This is a genomic window from Dellaglioa sp. L3N, assembly GCF_054941095.1.
Window position 1 is genome coordinate 1317933 of the sequence record NZ_CM142928.1, and the last position, 21432, is coordinate 1339364.

At 33.8% G+C, this 21432-nt stretch carries 19 protein-coding genes; 5 read left to right on the forward strand and 14 right to left on the reverse strand.

What is annotated here, in order from left to right; genetic code table 11:
• Window positions 1-88: 88 nt before the first annotated feature.
• The 8 genes from ACVPPR_RS06605 to recX all read right to left on the reverse strand — a co-directional run bounded on the left by ACVPPR_RS06605 (window position 89) and on the right by recX (window position 11440).
• Window positions 89-1306 carry a CDP-glycerol glycerophosphotransferase family protein gene (locus tag ACVPPR_RS06605; RefSeq protein ID WP_462303941.1) on the reverse strand — a complete coding sequence of 406 codons (1218 nt, stop codon included), beginning with the start codon at window positions 1304-1306 and terminating at the stop codon, window positions 89-91.
• A gap of 73 nt (window positions 1307-1379) precedes the next feature.
• Complete coding sequence (gene tagD / locus ACVPPR_RS06610; RefSeq protein WP_462303942.1) at window positions 1380-1772, reverse strand: glycerol-3-phosphate cytidylyltransferase; 393 nt, start codon at window positions 1770-1772, stop codon at window positions 1380-1382.
• A 68-nt stretch (window positions 1773-1840) separates the two neighbouring features.
• Window positions 1841-2953, reverse strand: a complete 1113-nt coding sequence (locus ACVPPR_RS06615) for an AI-2E family transporter (RefSeq protein ID WP_462303943.1) — start codon at window positions 2951-2953, stop codon at window positions 1841-1843.
• A 315-nt stretch (window positions 2954-3268) separates the two neighbouring features.
• On the reverse strand, window positions 3269-6826 hold the full coding sequence (locus ACVPPR_RS06620; protein WP_462303944.1) for a CDP-glycerol glycerophosphotransferase family protein: 3558 nt from the start codon (window positions 6824-6826) through the stop codon (window positions 3269-3271).
• Between the two features lie 248 nt (window positions 6827-7074).
• Complete coding sequence (locus tag ACVPPR_RS06625) at window positions 7075-8763, reverse strand: GH25 family lysozyme (RefSeq protein WP_462303945.1); 1689 nt, start codon at window positions 8761-8763, stop codon at window positions 7075-7077.
• Window positions 8764-8872: 109 nt separating this feature from the next.
• Window positions 8873-9430: a nucleoside tri-diphosphate phosphatase gene (ntdP, locus tag ACVPPR_RS06630; protein WP_462298630.1), complete on the reverse strand. Its 558-nt coding sequence runs from the start codon at window positions 9428-9430 to the stop codon at window positions 8873-8875.
• 82 nt (window positions 9431-9512) lie between these two features.
• Window positions 9513-10634, reverse strand: a complete 1122-nt coding sequence (gene mutY, locus ACVPPR_RS06635; protein ID WP_462303946.1) for an A/G-specific adenine glycosylase — start codon at window positions 10632-10634, stop codon at window positions 9513-9515.
• Window positions 10631-11440, reverse strand: a complete 810-nt coding sequence (gene recX / locus ACVPPR_RS06640; RefSeq protein ID WP_462303947.1) for a recombination regulator RecX — start codon at window positions 11438-11440, stop codon at window positions 10631-10633. The genes mutY and recX overlap by 4 nt, the downstream gene beginning before the upstream one ends.
• Window positions 11441-11546: 106 nt before the next feature.
• On the opposite strand from recX, the gene rlmD reads away from it, so the two are divergent.
• The gene (gene rlmD / locus ACVPPR_RS06645) at window positions 11547-12944 is read left to right on the forward strand and encodes a 23S rRNA (uracil(1939)-C(5))-methyltransferase RlmD (RefSeq protein ID WP_462303948.1); all 1398 of its coding nucleotides are present in this window, start codon (window positions 11547-11549) and stop codon (window positions 12942-12944) included.
• Window positions 12945-13051: 107 nt separating this feature from the next.
• Here rlmD and ACVPPR_RS06650 read toward each other — a convergent pair whose 3' ends face one another.
• Complete coding sequence (locus ACVPPR_RS06650) at window positions 13052-13903, reverse strand: hypothetical protein (RefSeq protein ID WP_462303949.1); 852 nt, start codon at window positions 13901-13903, stop codon at window positions 13052-13054.
• A gap of 262 nt (window positions 13904-14165) precedes the next feature.
• Here ACVPPR_RS06650 and ACVPPR_RS06655 point away from each other — a divergent pair, with 262 nt between their 5' ends.
• The 4 genes from ACVPPR_RS06655 to ACVPPR_RS06670 all read left to right on the forward strand — a co-directional run bounded on the left by ACVPPR_RS06655 (window position 14166) and on the right by ACVPPR_RS06670 (window position 16695).
• Window positions 14166-14729: a sigma-70 RNA polymerase sigma factor region 4 domain-containing protein gene (locus ACVPPR_RS06655; RefSeq protein ID WP_462303950.1), complete on the forward strand. Its 564-nt coding sequence runs from the start codon at window positions 14166-14168 to the stop codon at window positions 14727-14729.
• A gap of 100 nt (window positions 14730-14829) precedes the next feature.
• On the forward strand, window positions 14830-15030 hold the full coding sequence (locus ACVPPR_RS06660) for a DUF1659 domain-containing protein (protein WP_462303951.1): 201 nt from the start codon (window positions 14830-14832) through the stop codon (window positions 15028-15030).
• Window positions 15031-15053: 23 nt separating this feature from the next.
• The gene (locus ACVPPR_RS06665) at window positions 15054-15281 is read left to right on the forward strand and encodes a DUF2922 domain-containing protein (RefSeq protein ID WP_462303952.1); all 228 of its coding nucleotides are present in this window, start codon (window positions 15054-15056) and stop codon (window positions 15279-15281) included.
• 121 nt (window positions 15282-15402) lie between these two features.
• Complete coding sequence (locus tag ACVPPR_RS06670; protein ID WP_462303953.1) at window positions 15403-16695, forward strand: APC family permease; 1293 nt, start codon at window positions 15403-15405, stop codon at window positions 16693-16695.
• Window positions 16696-16740: 45 nt separating this feature from the next.
• Here the strand turns inward: ACVPPR_RS06670 and ACVPPR_RS06675 are convergent, their stop codons facing one another.
• The 5 genes from ACVPPR_RS06675 to rfbB form a co-directional block, all read right to left on the reverse strand.
• Window positions 16741-17553, reverse strand: a complete 813-nt coding sequence (locus ACVPPR_RS06675; protein ID WP_462303954.1) for a TIM barrel protein — start codon at window positions 17551-17553, stop codon at window positions 16741-16743.
• Between the two features lie 141 nt (window positions 17554-17694).
• Entirely contained in the window at window positions 17695-18717 is a 1023-nt protein-coding gene (locus tag ACVPPR_RS06680) for a ribitol-5-phosphate dehydrogenase (protein ID WP_462303955.1), read from the reverse strand.
• Between the two features lies 1 nt (window position 18718).
• Window positions 18719-19420, reverse strand: coding sequence for an IspD/TarI family cytidylyltransferase (locus ACVPPR_RS06685; protein WP_462303956.1), 702 nt, complete (start codon window positions 19418-19420; stop codon window positions 18719-18721).
• A 91-nt stretch (window positions 19421-19511) separates the two neighbouring features.
• On the reverse strand, window positions 19512-20351 hold the full coding sequence (gene rfbD / locus ACVPPR_RS06690; protein WP_462303957.1) for a dTDP-4-dehydrorhamnose reductase: 840 nt from the start codon (window positions 20349-20351) through the stop codon (window positions 19512-19514).
• 47 nt (window positions 20352-20398) lie between these two features.
• The gene (rfbB, locus tag ACVPPR_RS06695; RefSeq protein ID WP_462303958.1) at window positions 20399-21427 is read right to left on the reverse strand and encodes a dTDP-glucose 4,6-dehydratase; all 1029 of its coding nucleotides are present in this window, start codon (window positions 21425-21427) and stop codon (window positions 20399-20401) included.
• Window positions 21428-21432 lie beyond the last annotated feature (5 nt).

Consider the following 21432-nt stretch of genomic DNA (forward strand, 5'->3'; position numbering starts at 1 on the left):
TAATTTTACCATTAATCAATAAAAATTAACATCTTATCTAAATATTTCAAGAAATAAAAAACATGTTCCTTAGAAAAAGCGAACATGCCTACTTACCTAAGATAATGTCGGATACTTTTTTAGAAGCTTGCCCATCATCCCACTCAATAAATTTAGCTTGAAAATCTTTAAAACGTTTTTCATAACCAGGATAGTTATCATTTTTAGTGTAAACAGCCAATTGTTTATAGAAATCCGCTTCTTCAACAACAACAGGTCCTGGTGCCTCTGCTTCGAAATCAATATAGAAGCCCCGTAATTCATCACGATAATGGTCTAAATCGTAACAATAAAATAACATTGGCCGATTTAAATTAGCATAATCAAACATCACTGAAGAGTAATCCGTAATCAACATATCACTCATTAAATAAAGTTCCGTAATATTTTCATCAGCCATAATCTTAACCCGGTCTTCAAAACCAGTAACATCTATCCCATTTTTGACTAAGTAATGAGGTCTCATAATTAAAATAGTATCATCTGACACATGTTTGAAAAATTCTTCAAATGAAAAAGCTAAGTTAAATTTATAGACTCCTTGACGGAAAAAGCTGTCATCACGCCATGTTGGCGCGTATAGAACCACTTTAGCATCTTCATTCCCAAGATAAGCTTTTTTTAACGCTTTAATATTTTTTTCATTATTGTCGGCGTATAAAATATCATTTCGCGGGTAACCAATATCTAATGATTTATTGTTAAATGCAAACGCACTTTCAAAAATATCTTTTGAATATTGATTGGGCGCAATCAAATAATCCCAACGTGCTGTCTCAGCCGTAAAATTAGCGTGATATAACTCCGTCGTTGTGCCTGGCATTGCAACATTTTCAATATCCATACCTAGATGTTTCAACGGTGTGCCATGCCAAGTCTGAATATAGGTTGTGTTTGAATTCTTTTTCCACCAAATAGGTAACCTTGAATTAAATACCCAGAACTCAGCTCTGGCCATCTTAATTGTCCAACCGAATCCAAAGCGTTTAATCAAATTAATTTCGGGGTACTGTTTTTTTAAGCTATTATATAGCCCTGGTTTAACACTAAAATACAACCGTTTTGCATTTTCTTCACCAAAATCAGCTCTGACCTGTTTGTAAATAGCCATTGGATTATCGTTGATATCGCGACCGTTAAAACTCTCAAATATCACTTGCTGTTTCTTAACAGAGAATATCGTCATGAAATCATTCAAGAGTATCAAAACTTGACGCCCAACTCGTTTAATTATCTCTTGCAGTATTCCTTTAAATTTATGTTGCATCAGTACCGTCACACCCCTATCGTTAAGGCTTTACTATAAAAAAACGTAAAATATTCTCATATTTTACGTTTTTTTATAGATTCATTCCTAAATCTTTTTTAATTTTAGTTGTTGAAATACCGTCCGTTCTTGGTAGGTAAATAACTTCACAGTATTCACTGAGAAAATCAAACTTACCTTTCCAATCATCACCCATTACAAATGTATCAATATGATTATCAACAACATCACTAATCTTTTGATCCCATTCCGTTTCCGGAATAACTTCATCAACATATTTAATGGCTTCTAAAATAAATTTACGATCTTCATATGATATATAAGCTTTTTTACCCTTAATTGCATTAAATTCATCGGTTGAAATACAAACTGTTAAATGGTCACCCATTGCTTTTGCACGTTGTAAAATTCGCACATGTCCTTTGTGTAACAAATCAAATGTTCCATAAGTAATTACTTTTTTCATGTTATTTCTCCTTTGTCCCTATTGACAATAATAATTTATTTTATCATAACCCACAATTATTGTCTGCTTTATTTTTCTTGTAGTCGTCTAATATCGTAAACATATTGAACCACAACTTTCACAACTGCGTACAATGGGATTCCTAGAATCATCCCTAATAATCCAGCAATATTACCAGCTACTAACAATAAAATAATGATTGTCAATGGATGAATATTCAATGATTTACCAATAACATTTGGATAAACAAAATTACCATCAACTTGTTGCACAATTAAGACAACAATAATCACAAAGATAACTATTTGAGTCGACTGCGTCACTGCAATAATTAATGCTGGAAAGAGTCCAATATACGGTCCAATATACGGAACAATGTTGGCAAAACCAGCAACAACCCCTAATAATAGCGCATAGGGCATGCCAATAATTGAATATCCAATTGCAGTAAAGACACCAACAAAGAGACATTCAATCGCTTGACCACCAATGTAAGCTGAAATAGTATCACCCATTCGACCAAGTAATTCAACCAGTTCATCACCATGTTTTTCTGGAACCAGTTTTTTGAGACTTGGCACTAATTTTTGACCATCTTTCAGCATATAGAACAACATCACAGGCACCGTTAGTGCAACAACGGTCACACTAGTTACCACACCAATCATCGAACCAATAGAATTCGTTAAATTTGTTGCGATTGATTTAAAATAAGTGCCCATAGAACTTTCAAATTGATTTAGATAACTATCAAAATCGATTTCTTTAAACCAAGCATATTTATTTAAATGATCAAACATGTCCGTTGATGAATCACTAACTGCTTTCGCATAACCTGGTATGTGAGTCACTAACTGGCCTAATTGACTTAATAGTCTTGGAATCATGTACCCGATTAATGCAACGAGAACAATTGCTAAAAAGACAAAAACAATCGCGACCGCACCCGTTCGACTAATTTTAAATTTTTTAAATTTCACTTTCATTAAAAACTTAACAACTGGATTAAAAAGATAAAATAAAAAGCCAGATACAATAATTGGAATAAATAGGGTAGAAATAAATGTACCCACAGGACTAAAAATAAAACTTATTTTTGTACACATCCAAATTAATGTAGCCACAATTAACAATTCAAGCGACCAAAACATTAATTTGGAATTTCTTAATCTATCTAGCATCGTAATAGTTCTCCTTTAATTTACAGCTAATAAAATTATTATACCGTAATACGACTAACAATTATAGCGTTATCCACCTAGTTTAGTCTTATATACATTTAAGTTTACTGATTTAAATCAGTAAACTTAAATGTATATAACTAAAAAAGCTTAAGCAATATTGCTTACTAATTTTGAATACAATTACATTTTAAGCAAAAAAAGAAACCTGTTATTTAATAACAGATTTTTCAATGACATTCTCACCAATAATAATTGATAAAGAACCAATTTTACTTTGTTTACTTACAAAAATATATATTTCATAAAAAACACTTATATTTTATTATAAAAGCTGTTCATTGCTTCTTTATTGTATGAATTATAATCAAAAGCTTCATATTGAGGCTTATTTTCAACTGCATTAACCATCCCATCAAAAATTCCCTGTGCTGTATTTTCTAATGTTAAATAACCATACTTTCCATCCTCTAGTACAAATCTACACGATGGAATATCAGTTGATATAATTGGCATTCCAAGTGTCATTGCTTCCAATAATACCATAGGTTGCCCTTCATATTTTGAACTTAAAACAAAAGTATCAAATCGTGATAAAAATTTAAATGGTTTTTCTAGCTGACCAACCATTATAATATTTTCAGACATATTTAATTCAATAATCAAGTTTTTCAATTCAGCTTCTAAGACCCCTTGTCCTAAAATATATAACATACCTTTATGATATTTATCAAAAAACTGGCTGAAAGCTAAAATCATATCCTTATGATTTTTTTCAGGAGATAATCTCCCCATAGTAACAAATGTTGGAACATTTTCTGGAGGGAAACTAATATATCTTCCTTTTTGATTTTTAACCCCCATTTCATCGTTAACAACAACCTCATCTTCATTAACAAAGTATATGTCACCATTAATTTCAACTTTTAATACAGTCGTTCCATTACTAAATAAACTAGATTCAAATACCTTAATATTTTTTTTAGTCTTATTTAAATTCATTGTCATCGTTTCTTTTAATTCAATGTTTGAAGAAACATTTATTGTCTCATATCGATTCAGTGCATAGTATGGTGATACTGAAGTCCAAACATGGGAACTCGTATTATTATACAATTCAATATCCTGTTCCTGGACCCACCCATATCTACCATTCTGTTTTCTTACAAAATATAATACATTTTTTTTATTATCTATTCGTTTTCTTACAACACTAACAGATTCTCCTGGAGTAATAAATTCTGTAGTAGATAACCTATTAATTTTAAGATTAAAAAATGGATTTTTATTTAAATGTACATTGTCTTCTTTTATATTTTTTGCAAATAATTCTACTTTTTCCGTACTAATAGGATGTCGAACCACTTTTAATAGTTTATCATGATACTTCAGTTTATTATATCCATAGAGCACGCTAGGCGTTAGTAGTTTAGGTAATAGTTTACTCCTATTTATATGCTTAGAAATATGAATATAATTAACGTTTATCCATCCCAAATTATATTTTCCAATCTTAATAAATGCATATTTTTGTGTCCCATTAGTACCCCATTTAGACACCTTAACGTATAAATTACGTAAATACCATGCTGGTCCAGCAATATAGACATCTTGTTCAAAATTTGGTACCTCTTGATATAAATTTGAGCCCCTTTTGGTATTCATCTTACCAATTATCGTTTTATTTTCTATCGTTTCATTAAATTTATTTTTTCTTCTACCCAATATAACATTCAAATCAGAAACCCATCCAATATAAATATCATCAACTACAATTTTATAATATATTTCTTCACCATTTGTTATTAACTGCACTGCAACTACTTCTTGATTAACCTCAGATACAATTTGTATTTTTTTAATTGAATTATTATCAAATGGATTCTTATTCCACACATTTATTCGATTTCCATTTATTATCTTTACATAGTTTTGAAGTGATTTCTTTTTAAATTCTTTACTCTTCTCTTTGCTTTGAACATCAAAATTTAAAATACGATCACTATTTATAGAATTTGGCGTGAAATCAAACTTATCCGCAGGAGCAAATTCTATTAAATTTTTTCTATTAATTTCCATATTTTGCTCTGATACAGAAACTAATTTATCAAATCTATAATAAATAGAAAAAAGGGCATACAAATTTTTATGATGTGGCATCTTTCCATTTATTACTTTTTCAGCATCAGCTTTCAAATCATTATGCATATAGATTATTTTTTTTGAAGCATTTATGCTAGACACAAATTTTCCCCAATAAAAACTATAGCCACTAAAATCTATTGCTGTATCAAAATGTGTGTCCCCAAGTAAACGAAAAACATCTCTTTCATATATATCACTTGGAAATTTAGTCTTTTTATTTTTATCAACACCATTTTGACTTAATTTACGATCCCTATATATTTCCATAGGTTTATATGCTGGATTTCCAAATCTAAAAAAGATATGTGCTTCTTTAGGTATTCTTAAAAAATTAGCAATTTGTTCTTTACTTTTGATTGTACCTAAAATAACAGAAACATCTGTTTTAGTTAAATCAATATTATTAACGACGTTTAAAAAACTAGATGTAATACCATTACTTTTTAATCCCCCTGGATAGAGAATAATTTTCTTTTTATCTTCATTTTTACTTACTATCGAATACACATCACTTTTTATATCATTAAAAATATAATCAACATATCTTTTCGTTGCTTTTCCATCATCGTATTTAACAAATCTGTTTTTAAATTCTAAATATTTTGCTTGATATTCACCTGCTATTACCTCTATATTCTCTATATCGTTAGAAAGTTCCTCAATAGTATATGCTACCTTCCCTGGAAGTTCAGATAATTCAAAATAATTCCCTCTATAATCTTCGTAAGTATCCTCATCCCAGCAATAAAATAATATAGGTTTATCAGTCACTAAAAAATCAAAAAATATACTTGAATAGTCAGTAATTAATATATCTGCAATAGAAAGTACTTCGTTGGTGTCAATTACATCCGGTATCAAATATTTTTCTAAAGATTCCATTTCTTTAGCTTTTTGATACAAGTATGGATGGACTTTTACAAAGATTTGATACTTTTCTTTATATTTTTCATTCAGACTATCCATCTCCGCCACAATTTGATTCAAATCATTTCTGGCATTGCTTAATGTCTTACCCTTCCATGTAGGTGCATACAAAATAATTTTTTTATTAGGATTAATATGTACACCAAACTTCAATAATGTTTCACTAACTTTATTTTTATTTTGATATATAGTTGCATCTATCCTAGGATAACCAGACTCTAATATTTCTCCATTATAGCCATTCCTCATTCGATAACTATCTAAAAACATATCAGTTGTATGTTTATTAGGGCTCAGCAAAAAATCTGCAATATAAAAATTTCTAGCAACATTTCTAGAATTAAACGGTGTATCTTTCATATCGTATCCCATATATTTTAGTGGTGTACCATGCCATGTATTTATATATGTTTGTTCTTTTTTCTTAATAAAAAAAGACTGGAATGTTGAATTATTAATTAAATACTCTGAGGTTGTTAATAATTTTAGATAAGCATTCGAATTTCTTTCAACAAAATGCACATTTTCCAAGTGCCCATACCCTTGTATGATTATATCTAATTCGTCTGATTTTTTTATAGACCAATAATGTTGATATTTTTTTTCTGGATCATTTTTTAATAGATACTCAAAAATAGCATAAGGCGAATCAGTCATAGAACTCCCATCTCTACTTTCGTATAAAATAGTATTCCTAAGGACCTTCTCCTTTTCATAGTACTTAATGAAGCCATAATTTAATTTATAGTATGGACTTCGAATTTTTTTAATAATTACCTTGAATTTATTGAAAATTTTCATTATTTTCTCCTTTTAAATAATATACTTATTATATTCTACCTGAAATAAGATCTAAATTCTATATTTAATACAAAAGATAATACACCTTATAAATTGCCTTTTATACATTAATTACCATACTTTAGAAAAGTTTAAATTGGAAAACACTTAATTTAATTAGCTATACTAAAAAACCAAGATATTGGATTTTAGCCCCAATATCCTGGTTTCGCATTACAGATTTTAACACAATTCAAATGAATTTTTTACTACTTAAAGGTACTTACTGCGCCTCTACGCAAGTATCCAAGCCAATTACCCGCATTATCATATACTGAATAATATGTTACTCCATCACCTAGTATATATCGACGTCTAACATTTAAAATTTGACCAACATATTTATCACTACTACTTTTCTTTGTTTTCCAAAGAAGATCGTTCCAAATACCATATCCTTTTTTGTTAACTTTAACTTGTTCAGTAAAACCTTCTACAGACAATGCATAAACTGCCCCACCGTTAAGGTAGCCCTTCCAGTTCCCTTTACCATCATATAAGGAATAATAGGTAGTCCCATTAACTGAATAAGCATACTTCGCATCAAACGTTTGCCCTACAATACTTTTTCCCTTAGAATAATTCCAGTTGAAATTACCCCAAATATTGTATCCACCTTTTTTTATTGTCACTACTTTATGATATCCAACACTCACTGCACTTACTTTACTTACTGCGCCTCTACGCAAGTATCCAACCCAGTTTCCCGCATTATCGTATAATGAATTATACGTTACTCCGTCGCCCAATACATATCGACGTCTAACATTTAAAACTTGACCAACATACTTATCACTACTACTCTTCTTTGCGTTCCAAAGGAAATTACCCCAAATACCATATCCTTTTTTGTTAACTTTAACTTGTTCATTAAAAGTTTCTGCAGACAATGCATAAACTGCCCCACTATTAATGTAGCCCTTCCAGTTTCCTTTACCATCATATAAGGAATAATAGGTAGTCCCATTAACTGAATAAGCATACTTCGCATTAAACGTTTGCCCTACAATACTTTTTCCCTTAGAATAATTCCAGTTGAAATTACCCCAAATATTGTATCCACCTTTTTTTATTGTCACTACTTTATGATATCCATTTGATGAACTCTTGCCGTTTAGATACCAGCTACTGTCATGATTCGTCGTACTTGCATCCACTGCCCCACCAAGTCCACTATTCGTATACGAATCGGTGTATTGCCACATATCATGAGCAGTATCAGCAGGTTCATTCTGTTGATATGCTGCTAACCAAAATCCATCATACGTCTTAACTGCTTCCGAAGCGTAACTTTTCATAAATGAAGCATAAGAATAGAGCAATATTTTTTTATTGCCACCAGTTAATTTATTAAGCGTTTTATACCATTCTTCTGCTGCTTCATCACTCTTATTAACATTTTTTACAGTTTGATCTTCATAATCATTTACAAAGAATTTTGCATTCTTAGCCCGATTATATAAATCAGTTGCTTCTACTTTAGCATCAGCAGTACTTTCATACTGACTAAAAGAGTAAACACCATATGGAACATTATATTTTTCCATTAACGCAATATTATTTTTAATTTGTTTATCATAATAGCTTGATCCATATTGAACTCTTAAAATAATAAATGGCGTTTTCTTTTTTAATGTTTTAACTTTAGCATCAGTCAATTTACCTTGCCATTCTGAAATATCAGGTACTGCATTAGACTTACCCGCTACAGCTTTCACTAATCTATTAACAGGCATTGAACTTTTTTCACTTTTCGAACCAGGAACCTTTGACCCCATAACACCTACAGGTTTTTCATCGGCAGAAATACTATGATTGTTACTGTAAAATCCTATTCCCATTCCTATAACTAAACTTGATAAAAGTAATATTTTTTTTGATACTTTTCCCATATCCATAATAACCATCCTTTGATTTTAATAACAATTAAGTATATCACATTTATCTTATTAATTTATATAGAAAAAAAGGAAAATTCTGTTTCAAACTTAGAATCATCCTTTTTTTCTATTTTTTATTCTCACGCTCCGCTAGTTCGAGGTAACGATTGTACCAGATATCTATATATTCTTTAGAAAATGGCCCTTTCCCGTTATCTATCCAGTCTACGAGTGTCCGGACATTATACTTCAATATCTTATCGATATCGTTAGAATAATCCCATTTTTTCCCGTGTTCTGCATATTCATCTACATCCAATAACCGTTTCTCACCATCTGGGAAAACTTTGACATCTAAATCATAATCTATATATTTCAAAGCTTCCTTATCCAAAGTGGCTGGTGATGCCAAATTACAATAATAAGAAACGCCGTTATCACGTATCATGGCTATAATATTAAACCAATAATGCTTATGAAAAAAGATGATTGCGGGTTCTCTGGTCACCCATCGTCGACCATCTGCTTCGGTCACTAAGGTATGATCATTACAACCAATAATCATGTTCTCACTTGTTTTTAACACCATCGTATCACGCCAAGTTCGATGCAAACTACCGTCGTGTTTATAACTCTTTATGGTAATGAAGTCGCCTTCTTTAGGCTCCTTTGACTGATTACTCATCTCTACCAAAACCTACTTTCTAAACACGTCGCACATTTTACATCGATTGCAAAGATATTATACCAAAAAAAGAGCCATTTTACTAAGATTTATTTGAGGAAAGACTTAAATATCGGTCCCAAATCTTTTGTTGCACTTTAGGCACTGCAATCTGATCAAAATCTTGCACAGATACGAATTCGCCAGGAAAATAACTTAAATCAAACGAAGTTGTTTTCACAACAAATAAGTCAATCAGCCATTTTTGATGCGTAAAGGTATGTTTGACTACTTGTCCTTCCAACGCAGAAAACGCCAACTGATGAGCCAAATTAGTCTGGCTCCATTGACTTAATCGAGCAACCACATCATCTGTTAACAATTCTTCATCTGGCTTGTCTTTCAACTCTTCCACTTTAATTAAAGGAAAGGCTAATAAATCAGCAAGCATCCCTTTACTTGACCGTTTCTCGAACAAATACCCTTTGTCCGTTTCGATGACCAAGGCAACATAGGGAATTTCAACTGGCCGTGGTTTCTTTGACTTCACTGGGAATGCCAATTCTTTTCCATCTAAATAGGCTTGATTGAAGGCTTTAACTGGCGAATGTTCAGCGTCAGGATTCTTGGCACTCATATAACTTGAGCCTAAGTCCATGATTGCTTGGTTAAAGTCACCAGGCCGTTTTTTAGAAATGACTTGTTGAATCACTTTTTCAAAAACCACACGTGTCTGTGGCTTCGCAATGTCCTCTTCTATCTCAAATAACCGTGAAAAGACCCGAAATGCATTTCCATCAACCGCAGGAACCACTTCATTAAAGGCAATACTCGCAATTGCCCCCGCCGTATAAGGCCCAATACCAACTAAATTTTGTAATTCCACAGCTGTTTGTGGCCATTGCCCTTCATAATCTTGAACAACTTGCTTAGCTGCTTTTTGCATGTTGCGGACTCTCGAATAATACCCAAGCCCTTCCCACGCTTTTAGAATTTTTTCTTCTGGCGCATTTGCAAACTGTTCAACCGTTGGAAACCAATCCATAAACCGTTCATAATACGGAATAACCGTGTTGACTTGCGTTTGTTGCAGCATAATCTCTGACACCCAAATGTGATAAGGCTCATGGTCTTTACGCCAAGGTAAGACACGTTTCTCACTATCATACCAAGTCAACAAAGTGTCTTGAAACTCTTTAATTTTTGCGTCATCCCACATCTTCATTCAAGCGCCTCATCTTGTTCTTTCAATTCAATATATTCATTAATATCGTCAAACTGGAACCCTTTTTGAAATAAGCCTTGTTTCACTTTCATAGCTCGTTGACTACCTTCTAAGCCGCGTTGTCGTTTCCAAACTTTATCTCCTTGTTTAACAAGGGCATCCCATTCTTCTTCAGGATCCATCTCAAGTTCTAAAGCATCCATGATTTGTGAGACCTCGTCCGATTTAAAGCCTTTAGTCATCAATGCCTGACGAACCTTATTGGTTAAATTTCTAAATGATTGATCATGATAATGTTTAACTAATTTTTCGGCAACTTTAATTCCATTTTCTAGCTGCTCATCAACTGGAAACTCTTCTAATGCCTCATCAATGCTCTCAACGGCAACACCTTTTAATCGTAACTTCTGACGAATAACCGTTGGCCCTTTATCAGAAGTATGCATCATGGTGCGCACATAGCTCTTAGCATACTCGAGATCATTAATTAATCTAAATTCATCTAATTTTTCAATCGTTTCTTCAATTGCATCTTCAGTAATTTCATATTTTTTCAAATAATCTTTAATTTCTTTGACTGTTCGCATTTGCGTAGATAAATAGTTCAACGCCTTAGAATAAGCCTTTGAACGATCATCTGCATTAGCGATTTGTTGAATTAATGCGTCATCTAACTCCATCCCTTTTGCAAGATGAAACGAAATCAGCACTTCTTCTCCAATTGGAAAAGCATACTTCTCATCTAGAAAAACATTATAGCGACCGGCACGTTTTTGTGTCGTAATTTTTGTAATTTTTTTTGTCATGTTTACTCCTTTAAATGCTTATCTTGTTATTATATCTTTGAACTGCCAAAATGCCAATATTCCTGTGTTATAATAAGAAAAAAGCAATAAGGAGTTTATAAAAACTATGGCAGACAATCAAGAATTTGGAACAGAAATCGAAGCCGGTTCACGCTTCCCTTTAACTATTAAACGCTTAGGCATTAATGGTGAAGGTATCGGCTACTACAAACGTAAGATTACATTCGTACCTGGTGCACTTCCAGACGAAGTCGTTGTGGCAGAAGTAACTAGTGTGTCACCCACTTACATCAACGCTAAAATTCACAAAATTCGTAAACAAAGCCCCGTCCGTGTTGAACCAAAAGATGCCACTTACGGTGAAGTTGGTGGTATCGAATTAGAACATTTAAACTACAAAGGTCAATTAGATTTCAAAAAAGATGTTATCGTCCAATCTTTAGAAAGATACAAACCTCGTGGTTATGAACATTATGATTTAAAACCAACTATCGGTATGCAGACACCTTATGAATACCGTAATAAGGCGCAATTCCAAGTTCGTGAAAAAGACGGTCATGTGATTGCGGGTCTTTACAAACCCAAGAGTCATGATTTAGTCGACTTAAAAGAATTTAGCACACAACGTCCAACAACGATGTTAGTTATTCGTCATGTAATTGCTTTATTAGAAGAACTTGAAATCCCTATCTATAATGAAGAAGCCAAATCAGGTATTATCAAAACACTTGCTGTTCGTGAATCATTCGATACTGGTGAAGTGCAATTAACTTTCATTACAAACTCATCTAAGTTACCTAAGAAACGCGAATTAGTCATGCATATTTTAGAAGAATTACCTATGGTCACTTCAGTGATGCAAAATATCAACAAAGGTGAAACCTCTCTTGTTTGGGGCGACGAAACAATCAACATTGCCGGACAAGATTTCATCATGGAACGTCTTGGTAAAATGAAATTCAAATTGTCAGCACGGGCTTTCTTCCAATTAAACCCCGTTCAAACCGGTGTTTTGTACGACGAAATTGGTAAAGCCCTTAACTTGGATAAGAGTGAATCATTAGTTGATGCTTACTGTGGTGTTGGTACAATTGGCCTTTATGTTGCCCATGGCGCTAAAGAAGTTCGTGGAATGGATACGACACCTGAAGCAATTGAAGATGCTAGAGAAAATGCAGTCTTATCACATCAAGAAAATACGACTTATGAAGTCGGTAAAGCAGAAGATATCTTACCAAAATGGTTAGAAGAAGGCTTTGTCCCTGACGCCTTGGTCGTTGATCCCCCACGTACCGGTTTAGATGATCAATTAATTGACGCAATCAATAAGAGTCGTCCTAAGAAATTTGTCTATGTGTCATGTAATCCTTCGACACTTGCCAAAGACCTAGAATTATTAACAAAATCATACCGTGTTGATTACATTCAATCAATCGATATGTTCCCACAAACATCAAAAGTTGAAGCCGTCGTTAAATTATCACGTCGTTCTTCTGGAAAATAAGCCCTCTGGCTTATTTTTTTTACTCATATTCAATGCTTTTCATAATCTAATTATTTAAACTTTCAATAAACATAATTATTTAACAGTTTAAATTAGGTATTTTACAATTAGTAATGTAGTATGCCTCTATTCGTATGCGTCCAACTACATGTCTGCTTAATAACTGAATCATCGGGAGCTTCATCAGAATAACCTTTCAAAGTATAGACAGCTAATAATCGTTTCACTTCCTTAATAAAATCAATCTTATCCACGTAAGTATCACATCGATTTTGAACCAATGATAAAATCGCATCATGGTATCTAAATTGGGGGATTGGCGTTTCATAACCAAGCTCAGCAGCGACTTTACTAGCCAAGGAATCCTGAATATCCGTAAAAAGATGAGCCAAATTCAATTGTTTCAGGAATTGGGCATAGTTACTTTGAACCCGAATTCTCAATCCATTATTAAAAAATAAATCCGTCCCACTTTCGACATCAGAAATATTTGCCAAGTGATGCCCTGCGGTCCACGATGCTTCACGTTTTGAAGGCCCACTATCCGGAAACAATTGATACATGCCACAGGTATAAGGTAAGGCTTGTTTTTTTTCAACTAATGACCCAATTGCGCGCATTGCCACAAAAGTTAGAATCTTTTCATTAATTAAACGGTTCACAAAATTTGTTGTTGTATATTTACACAATAAAATGCCTTTATGTTTATCAAAAATAATAGAACGTAGATCACCCCGTTTTTCATTCATATGATGGATATACAATGTGGTCTCCATATTAACCTGATAATTATCGGTCACTATCCCATGTTCCGTGAAAAAATCATCATCCAACACATCAATAATCGGATGGTTCTCCAACAACGTCCGCCAATATTGTGTCCCAACAGATAACAAGCGTGTTTCCGGATAATCAATAATTTCCTCAAAATTCCGGCTTCCTTCTTTCTTCCAATTCAATAGCTTACTCCCTTTCTTGTTTCAATTTGTTAAGCAACTTAACTTACGGTACAGATTTTATCGCTCACAATCTTGTGTGAACTTAAGCGTAATGATTAAGTTTATCTTAAGAAAGCTTAAAAATGACCTTTATTTAACAAATGCTCATCAAAAACCCATAAATAATCCCATTTCGTCGGGTATTTTTTGAACCAACAAGTCCGTATTCTAATGAAGAACCTTGGCCAAGGGATCCTAAAATGAAGCGGAGCTACTATCTAACATGACAAATCAACCAAATCCAGGATTAACTTTCCTATTAGAAAACAATCGTGAAGCACTTGTCTTCGGCGTCTTGAAAAAAATGGCTTTAAATCAAAATCATCCTTCCTATGATGATTTCGTGCAAGAAGGTCGCCTAGCTTTCAGTGCAGCTTACGACCAATATCCTAAATGTATTGAAGATAACGAACAGACTTTCATGGTTTACGCCTATCAACGTGTCTACTGGCGACTGCTTGATCTGATTAATCGTCAGTCCAATCAACAGACCCATCTAGAACCTAATGGGGATGATTCAACGAACCCAACTGATGCCATTATTGATTTAACCCTTCAAACGCAAGATACCATTGCTGAAAAATTATTCACTGAACATCTTTTTAAAGCCCTATACGATTTGTGTTCAACCGTCGAACAACATTATCTAGTCGATTGTTATATCAGACATCAAACAGTCGCTGAAATTGCCACAAGTCACCACGTCAGCCGTCAAACTGCCTATAACTGGCGCAATAACGTTGGTAAAAAAGCCCTTTTAGTCATTGCGCAAATGAATCGAGAATAAATTTTGACTAGTTGCTTTACAAAATGCGTCACTGATTCTTTATTATCTATGTAAGGCGTCGCGGCACTTATCAAATAAAGACACACAAAGGAGAATACACATGAGTAAAACTTGGGTAAAAACAAACGTCATCGTTGAGGGATTAAGTTCTGATGGGGCTGAACGTAAACGTTCATTCGCTAACATTACTGAAACTGCCTCTAACGAAGCCATTGCACAACTCGGTACTACAATTGAAACCTTAACGGGAGATAACACAGTTAAATTAGTCATCCGTACGGAATCAAGTCTTTTAGCTTAAACAAAAACTAAGGAGGAAAACATATGAAACAATTAGATTTAGCCTTTAAAAATGAAGCAGGTAAAACACGCCATATGAAACTACGTTACGTGAATACAGATTTAGATCCAGCAACTGTTAAGAAAGCCATGGACGATATCACGGCTGCTGATTTATTCCATCGTGATAACGAAAAAATGTTCGTAACCCCTGTCTCAGCACAGTTTGTTGAAACAATTGAAACACCAATCTACAAGAACGAATTAGTCTAACCCTTGAAAGCCAACTTAATCGTTGGCTTTTTTTATATCCTCATAATGGCTATCAATTGCGTTTTAACACGACATTCGATATGCTAAATTTAGGACATTTGTCTGGATAAGGGGAGATATAATGAACAAAATAAAAGATAAAAAAATGACATTCTTTACCGTTTTCTTATTAGGGATTAACGGAATTATTGGCTCGGGGATATTCTTGCTATCTGGTAACATTTATAACGATATCGGGGCATTCAGTATTGTCACAATCATTCTTGCAGCATTAGCTGTTACAACGATTGTTCTCTGTTACGCAACACTGGCTAGTAAATTTTCGGAAGATGGTGCTGCATGGCTCTATGCTTATAATGCATTCGGTAAGTTTACCGGCTTCCAAGTTGGTATCTTCACTTGGGTATTAGGCGTTGTCACGCTATCAGCTGAAATCGCCGCTCTATTGACCATTCTAAAAATTATTTTTCCAGCCTTGAATCAAGCACCTATTTATAATTTAACAGCTATTATTTTAGTCACAATTTTGGGCATCATCAATTATTTTGGCACAGCTATCTTGGATTTCGCAGATAACCTATCATCTGCAGCGAAAGTCTTCATCATGCTACTCTTTATCATTGCGGGTGCTCTATTCGTTAAAAGTGCCCATTTTACACCAATTATTCCAGCTGATATTCACAATGGTACGCAATTGTTTACGAGATTCAATACCGCATTTGGTGTGATTTTCTATATGTACACGGGTTTTTCATTCTTACCAATTGCTGCAGCAAAAATGGATAATCCAGAAAAAAACATTCCCAAAGCCTTATTGAGTGTAATTGCGACCGTAACCTTACTCTATGTCTTACTTCAATCGGTTGCCGTTGGTGTCCTTGGCCCTAAATTAGGGACACATAGTTTACCAATTGCGGAAGCCTTCAAAAGTATCTTCGGGCAATGGGGGTATATGATTATCGTCATTGGCATGATCATCTCAATCCTTGGTGTCGCTATCTCAGTTTCCTTCAATACACCTGTGGTCGCTGCTTCTTTAGCAAACGAGCATCAATTATTACCAAAAATTGTCGGCAAACAAAGCAAACACGATACACCCGTTGTTGCCATTATCGCAACGTCGGTCACAAGTATCTTGCTGCTACTGAGCGGAAGCTACTTGTTCCTAGTGTCATGTATTGTCTTCGCCTCATTTGTCCAATATGTACCAACTATTTTAGCAACATTTAAATTCAATAATGATTCCAACTTGCCAAAAGGTTTCAAATTACCTGGTGGCCCAATTATTCCAAGTATCGCGCTGATTGTATCACTTTACTTACTCTTTAGTTTCACTTGGAAAATTGTCTTGTTCGGCGTTATCGTTTTAGTATTAGGTTGTTTATTGTACTGGTTTGATAATCGAAAAAAATAGAGCTACGGTCTGATTCATTGTTGTGAAGTGAATCAAACCTAAGCTCTATTTTTCTAGTAAATTCTGTAAATAGTCATGACTTTCAAGCATTTCGCGGCAATCATTTTGATTGGCTAAATCAATTTCGTAGATTGAAGTTGCATTTGGGTTCAATAACGTATAAGCCTGCTTCCAGTCAATCTTCCCCTTGCCCAGCGGTAAACTATCGTGGAATTCACCCATTGAATCAACTAAGTGATAATGAACGATATTGGGCATCAAGCGTTTTAAGCTTGCTTGCAAACTAGCATTACTGCCTGATTGTTTAATAAACGTATGCGATGTATCAAAAGCTAACCGATACCCTTTTTGTAAAATAAGGTAATCTGATTCTTCAGATCCATAATAAAATAAATCAGAAATCGAGTTTTCAAACATCACATGTTCTTGCCCATATTGTTGATAATAGTCCATCCGTTTAAGCAAGGTTGCTTGTGCAGCCTCAAAGTTGGGATACTCAGCGATAATCATAGGTGTTTGTTTACTATATGACCCATGGATTAACGTTTGAATTGACTTATCTTTCGCTAATTGAATTAATGTCTCCGTACTCTCTCTAACAAATCGATATAACTTGGGATCAGCCGTCTCAGACACAGCTAACTCAACCGCCTGCTCCCCAAACTTCATTGGATGATGCATCACAATCTTGTTAGTTGTGTCCTTCACTTCATCAATCTCGTCTGATAATCGTTTTAACCCATCACCACTGACGTCGAATTCATTAAGATAAAATTCGAAAATGTCTGGTTTATGCTGCAAACGATCATGCAGTTGAATAGGTTCAGTGCCTGCTTTTAATCCTAATGGCGTTGTCATTCGAATCATCTCCTTATTACTATGTTAGCATGAAAATGATTAGAGCTTCCAAAAAATGCCTAACTTTTTTGTTGAATTACTCCAAATACATACAAAATAACAACATCTTATAAATTGATATATATCAAAAATTTAATTGCTTTAAACTCGCCATCTCATGACACTTTTACCCCATGAATTTGCTAAATCTTCTTCGAAAAAACTAACTGCTTCTTCAATTGATGAAACATCTAATGTCATACCAATCAAATTTTTCAAATAATTTTGTGCATCTTTATTATCTTTCAAAAATTGCACCGTTTTTTCAAAATCTAATCGACTACTTCGACTACTTCCAAGTAGTGTTAATCCACGTTCAAGTACCATTCGAGTATTAATTGGTACAGCTGTTTCAGAGACACCCATCAAAGCAATTGTCCCTTCTGGCTTGATATGATCAATAATCTGCTCAATTGCAATTTTACTACCATCACCACCAGTACATTCAATTGCCTGCGAAATTTCTAACTCATCCGGAATTGAATCTACATTAAAAGTTTCATCAGCAAATGAAAAATAGTTTAATTTATAATCATGTCGACCAAAAATATAGACCTTACTATCAGGAAATAGTTTTTTTGCAATAATTGCGGAAATATAACCTAAATTGCCATCTCCCCAAATACCAATTGACTCATGATCTCGATTCATTACTCTTTGAAGACGCGTAACTGCCTCCATAGCAACAGTTACCATTTCAGTGAACGCAGCAACAGTTAAATCAATTCCTGCAGGTAATGGTACCACTCGGTCATGATTTAAAAATACATATTCCTGCATAAACCCATCAAATCCACTAGATCTAAACTTAGAAGTTTTTAAATAATTTTCATCTATAATATCATTTTTTTCAATTGGCGTATTAGGAATCATCACTACCTTATCACCTACTTGATACATTCCGGTATCATCTCGCACAACTTCGCCAATACCTTCATGAATTAATGCCATTGGTAATTTCTTTTTTAGAATTTTTTCACCACGACTACCAGTGAAGTAGCGTTGATCCGCATGACAAATAGACAAGTACAACGGACGGACAATGATATGATTTTCGATATTTTCTTCAACAGTAACACTCTCAAATTGTCGTTCAGAAACTAATCGATAAACTTGATTTAACATATTAGTTCCTTCCCTCTACTGTTGCATTAGCAACCTTTAAATCGTAAGGTGTTGTAATTTTAATATTAAAGTTTTCACCACGAACCATTTTAACTTTCTCTCCGGCTAACAAACAAATCTTGCATGAGTCTGACAGAATCACTTTTTCATCATCAGATAATGATTTATAACTCTTTTCAAGAACCTTAATATTAAAACTCTGCGGTGTTTGACCTTGAAACATCAATTCGCGAATTGGAATTTCAGTAATCATTTCATCTGCTCCTTTAACAATTGTATCAATTGCCGGAATAACTGTATCTACAGCAGCATACTTTTGAACCATCTCAATGTTATCATCAATAATTCGTTTTGTTATAAAAGGACGAACTGCATCATGAGTAATTAAAACATCATCATCGTTCACACCAAAATTTTCTTCAATATAAGCAATTCCATTCATTAATGTTTCGTTCCGTTCAGCACCACCAACAATCACCACAATACGACTGTCATTAATGAAACGCGCAATAATTGACTTTGTATGCTCAAGCCATTCTTGTGGACATGAGACAAGAATCACATCAAATCGACTTTCTAAAATAAATTTTTCAAGTGTATGAATAATAATGGGCTTATTATTTAACATTAAAAATTGTTTAGGCATTTTAACGTTACCCATTCGAGTTCCCTTACCTCCAGCTAATATTTGTGCATAAATCATAATATATTCCTCCATTTATTATTTTTATCATATAAATATCCCTAAAATTACCTACCTATTTAGGAATCTGCAATAGAAATAGTCTTTATTCTTATATTCTTACCATAAACTTTTGTAATGCATCCTGCCAAGTTGGTACTTCAAAACCAGTTGCTTTAACTTTACTTAAATCCATAATTGAATGTTTAGGTCTAAATGCTTTTTGTGGATATTCCTCAGACGTTACCGGACTAATTTCGACTGGTTTATCTTTTAGAATTTCACTAGCAAATTCATACCAGGTACATGAATTATCATTTGAAAGTTGATATAAACCGTAAGGAACCTTATTCTCAATCGCATATGTCATAAATTCAGCTAACGTCCGTGTCCAAGTTGGGCGTCCAAGTTGATCACTAACAACAGTTAAATGATCATGTGTTTTAGCTAAGTTTAGCATTGTGTAGACAAAGTTTTTACCATATTCACCAAAGACCCATGATGTACGGATAATAAAATATTTACTCATTATTTTAGCAACAGCTTCTTCACCAGCTAATTTTGTCCGCCCATATTCATTTTTAGGAACGGCCGGTGTTTCTTCTGTATACATTTGGTCATTGGTCCCATCAAAGACATAATCGGTACTAATATAAACTAATGTGGCACCAACCTTTTCAGCTGCCTTAGCTATATTTTGCGTTCCAACAACATTAACCTCATAGTTAGTTGATTTACCAGGTTCTTCTTCAGCTGCATCAACTGCCGTATATGCTGCACAGTGATAAACTAACTCTGGACGATTATTTGAAAAATAATTATCAACTGCCTTTGAATCTGTTATATCTAACTCTTTAGAACCTGTCCCCGTATAGTCAATCTGTTTTTCATCTAATAAATGACTTAATTCTGTTCCTAACTGACCATTTACACCAGTAATTAATATTTTCATGACTAACTCCTTCAAAAAAAGACGGACCTAGGGCCCGTCTTTAGTTATTATTGTCCATTTTTAGCATAATTAGCTTCAACTGCATCTTTTTCAGTCTTCCACCATTTTTCATTTTCTCGATACCAATCAATGGTACTTTGTAATCCTGATTTAAAATCAGTAAATTCTGGCTTCCAGCCAAGTTCTTCACGCAATTTTGATGAATCAATTGCATAGCGTAAATCATGTCCTGGTCGATCTTTAACAACATCATAAGCACCCTTAGGTTGACCCATTAACTCTAAAATCAATTCTAAAACAGCTTTATTATCTTGTTCACCATCGGCACCAATTAAGTAAGTTTCGCCAATGCGACCTTTAGTTAAGATAGCCCAAACGGCACTTGAATGATCATTCGTGTGAATCCAATCACGAACATTTTTGCCAGAGCCATATAACTTAGGACGAATACCACTTAAGACATTCGTTACTTGTCTTGGAATAAATTTTTCAATATGTTGGTAAGGTCCATAATTGTTAGAACAATTAGAAATCGTTGCTTGTAAGTTGAATGAACGGACCCATGCACGAACTAATAGATCAGAACTAGCCTTCGTTGATGAATAAGGGCTACTTGGATTATAGCGTGATTCCGGCGTGAATTTTTCTCCTACGCCTTCACCATGTCCTGGTAAATCTTCACGTAAAGGTAAGTCTCCATACACTTCATCAGTTGAGACATGATGATAACGGACATTATACTTACGACAAGCTTCCAATAAAGTATATGTCCCAATAATATTAGTTTGGATAAAAGGAGAAGGATCCTTTAATGAATTGTCATTGTGACTTTCTGCAGCATAATGTACCACTGCATCAGTTTTGCTTACAAGTTCATCAACTAATTCAGCATTAGTAATATCGCCCACTACTAATTCAACACGATCAGCAGGTAATCCAGCTAAATTTTCTTTATTGCCTGCATAAGTTAACTTATCTAACACTGTGATATGGATATCTGAATGATTATTGACCACATAATGAACAAAGTTAGAACCAATAAACCCAGCGCCACCCGTAACAATAATATTTTTCATTTAAA

Coding starts and splice junctions, on each gene's coding strand:
- ACVPPR_RS06605 (WP_462303941.1), bottom strand. CDS start 1,306: ATGCAACATAAATTTAAAGGAATACTGCAAGAGATAATTAAACGAGTT.
- tagD (WP_462303942.1), bottom strand. CDS start 1,772: ATGAAAAAAGTAATTACTTATGGAACATTTGATTTGTTACACAAAGGA.
- ACVPPR_RS06615 (WP_462303943.1), bottom strand. CDS start 2,953: ATGCTAGATAGATTAAGAAATTCCAAATTAATGTTTTGGTCGCTTGAA.
- ACVPPR_RS06620 (WP_462303944.1), bottom strand. CDS start 6,826: ATGAAAATTTTCAATAAATTCAAGGTAATTATTAAAAAAATTCGAAGT.
- ACVPPR_RS06625 (WP_462303945.1), bottom strand. CDS start 8,763: ATGGATATGGGAAAAGTATCAAAAAAAATATTACTTTTATCAAGTTTA.
- ntdP (WP_462298630.1), bottom strand. CDS start 9,430: ATGAGTAATCAGTCAAAGGAGCCTAAAGAAGGCGACTTCATTACCATA.
- mutY (WP_462303946.1), bottom strand. CDS start 10,634: ATGAAGATGTGGGATGACGCAAAAATTAAAGAGTTTCAAGACACTTTG.
- recX (WP_462303947.1), bottom strand. CDS start 11,440: ATGACAAAAAAAATTACAAAAATTACGACACAAAAACGTGCCGGTCGC.
- rlmD (WP_462303948.1), top strand. CDS start 11,547: ATGGCAGACAATCAAGAATTTGGAACAGAAATCGAAGCCGGTTCACGC.
- ACVPPR_RS06655 (WP_462303950.1), top strand. CDS start 14,166: ATGACAAATCAACCAAATCCAGGATTAACTTTCCTATTAGAAAACAAT.
- ACVPPR_RS06660 (WP_462303951.1), top strand. CDS start 14,830: ATGAGTAAAACTTGGGTAAAAACAAACGTCATCGTTGAGGGATTAAGT.
- ACVPPR_RS06665 (WP_462303952.1), top strand. CDS start 15,054: ATGAAACAATTAGATTTAGCCTTTAAAAATGAAGCAGGTAAAACACGC.
- ACVPPR_RS06670 (WP_462303953.1), top strand. CDS start 15,403: ATGAACAAAATAAAAGATAAAAAAATGACATTCTTTACCGTTTTCTTA.
- ACVPPR_RS06675 (WP_462303954.1), bottom strand. CDS start 17,553: ATGACAACGCCATTAGGATTAAAAGCAGGCACTGAACCTATTCAACTG.
- ACVPPR_RS06680 (WP_462303955.1), bottom strand. CDS start 18,717: ATGTTAAATCAAGTTTATCGATTAGTTTCTGAACGACAATTTGAGAGT.
- ACVPPR_RS06685 (WP_462303956.1), bottom strand. CDS start 19,420: ATGATTTATGCACAAATATTAGCTGGAGGTAAGGGAACTCGAATGGGT.
- rfbD (WP_462303957.1), bottom strand. CDS start 20,351: ATGAAAATATTAATTACTGGTGTAAATGGTCAGTTAGGAACAGAATTA.
- rfbB (WP_462303958.1), bottom strand. CDS start 21,427: ATGAAAAATATTATTGTTACGGGTGGCGCTGGGTTTATTGGTTCTAAC.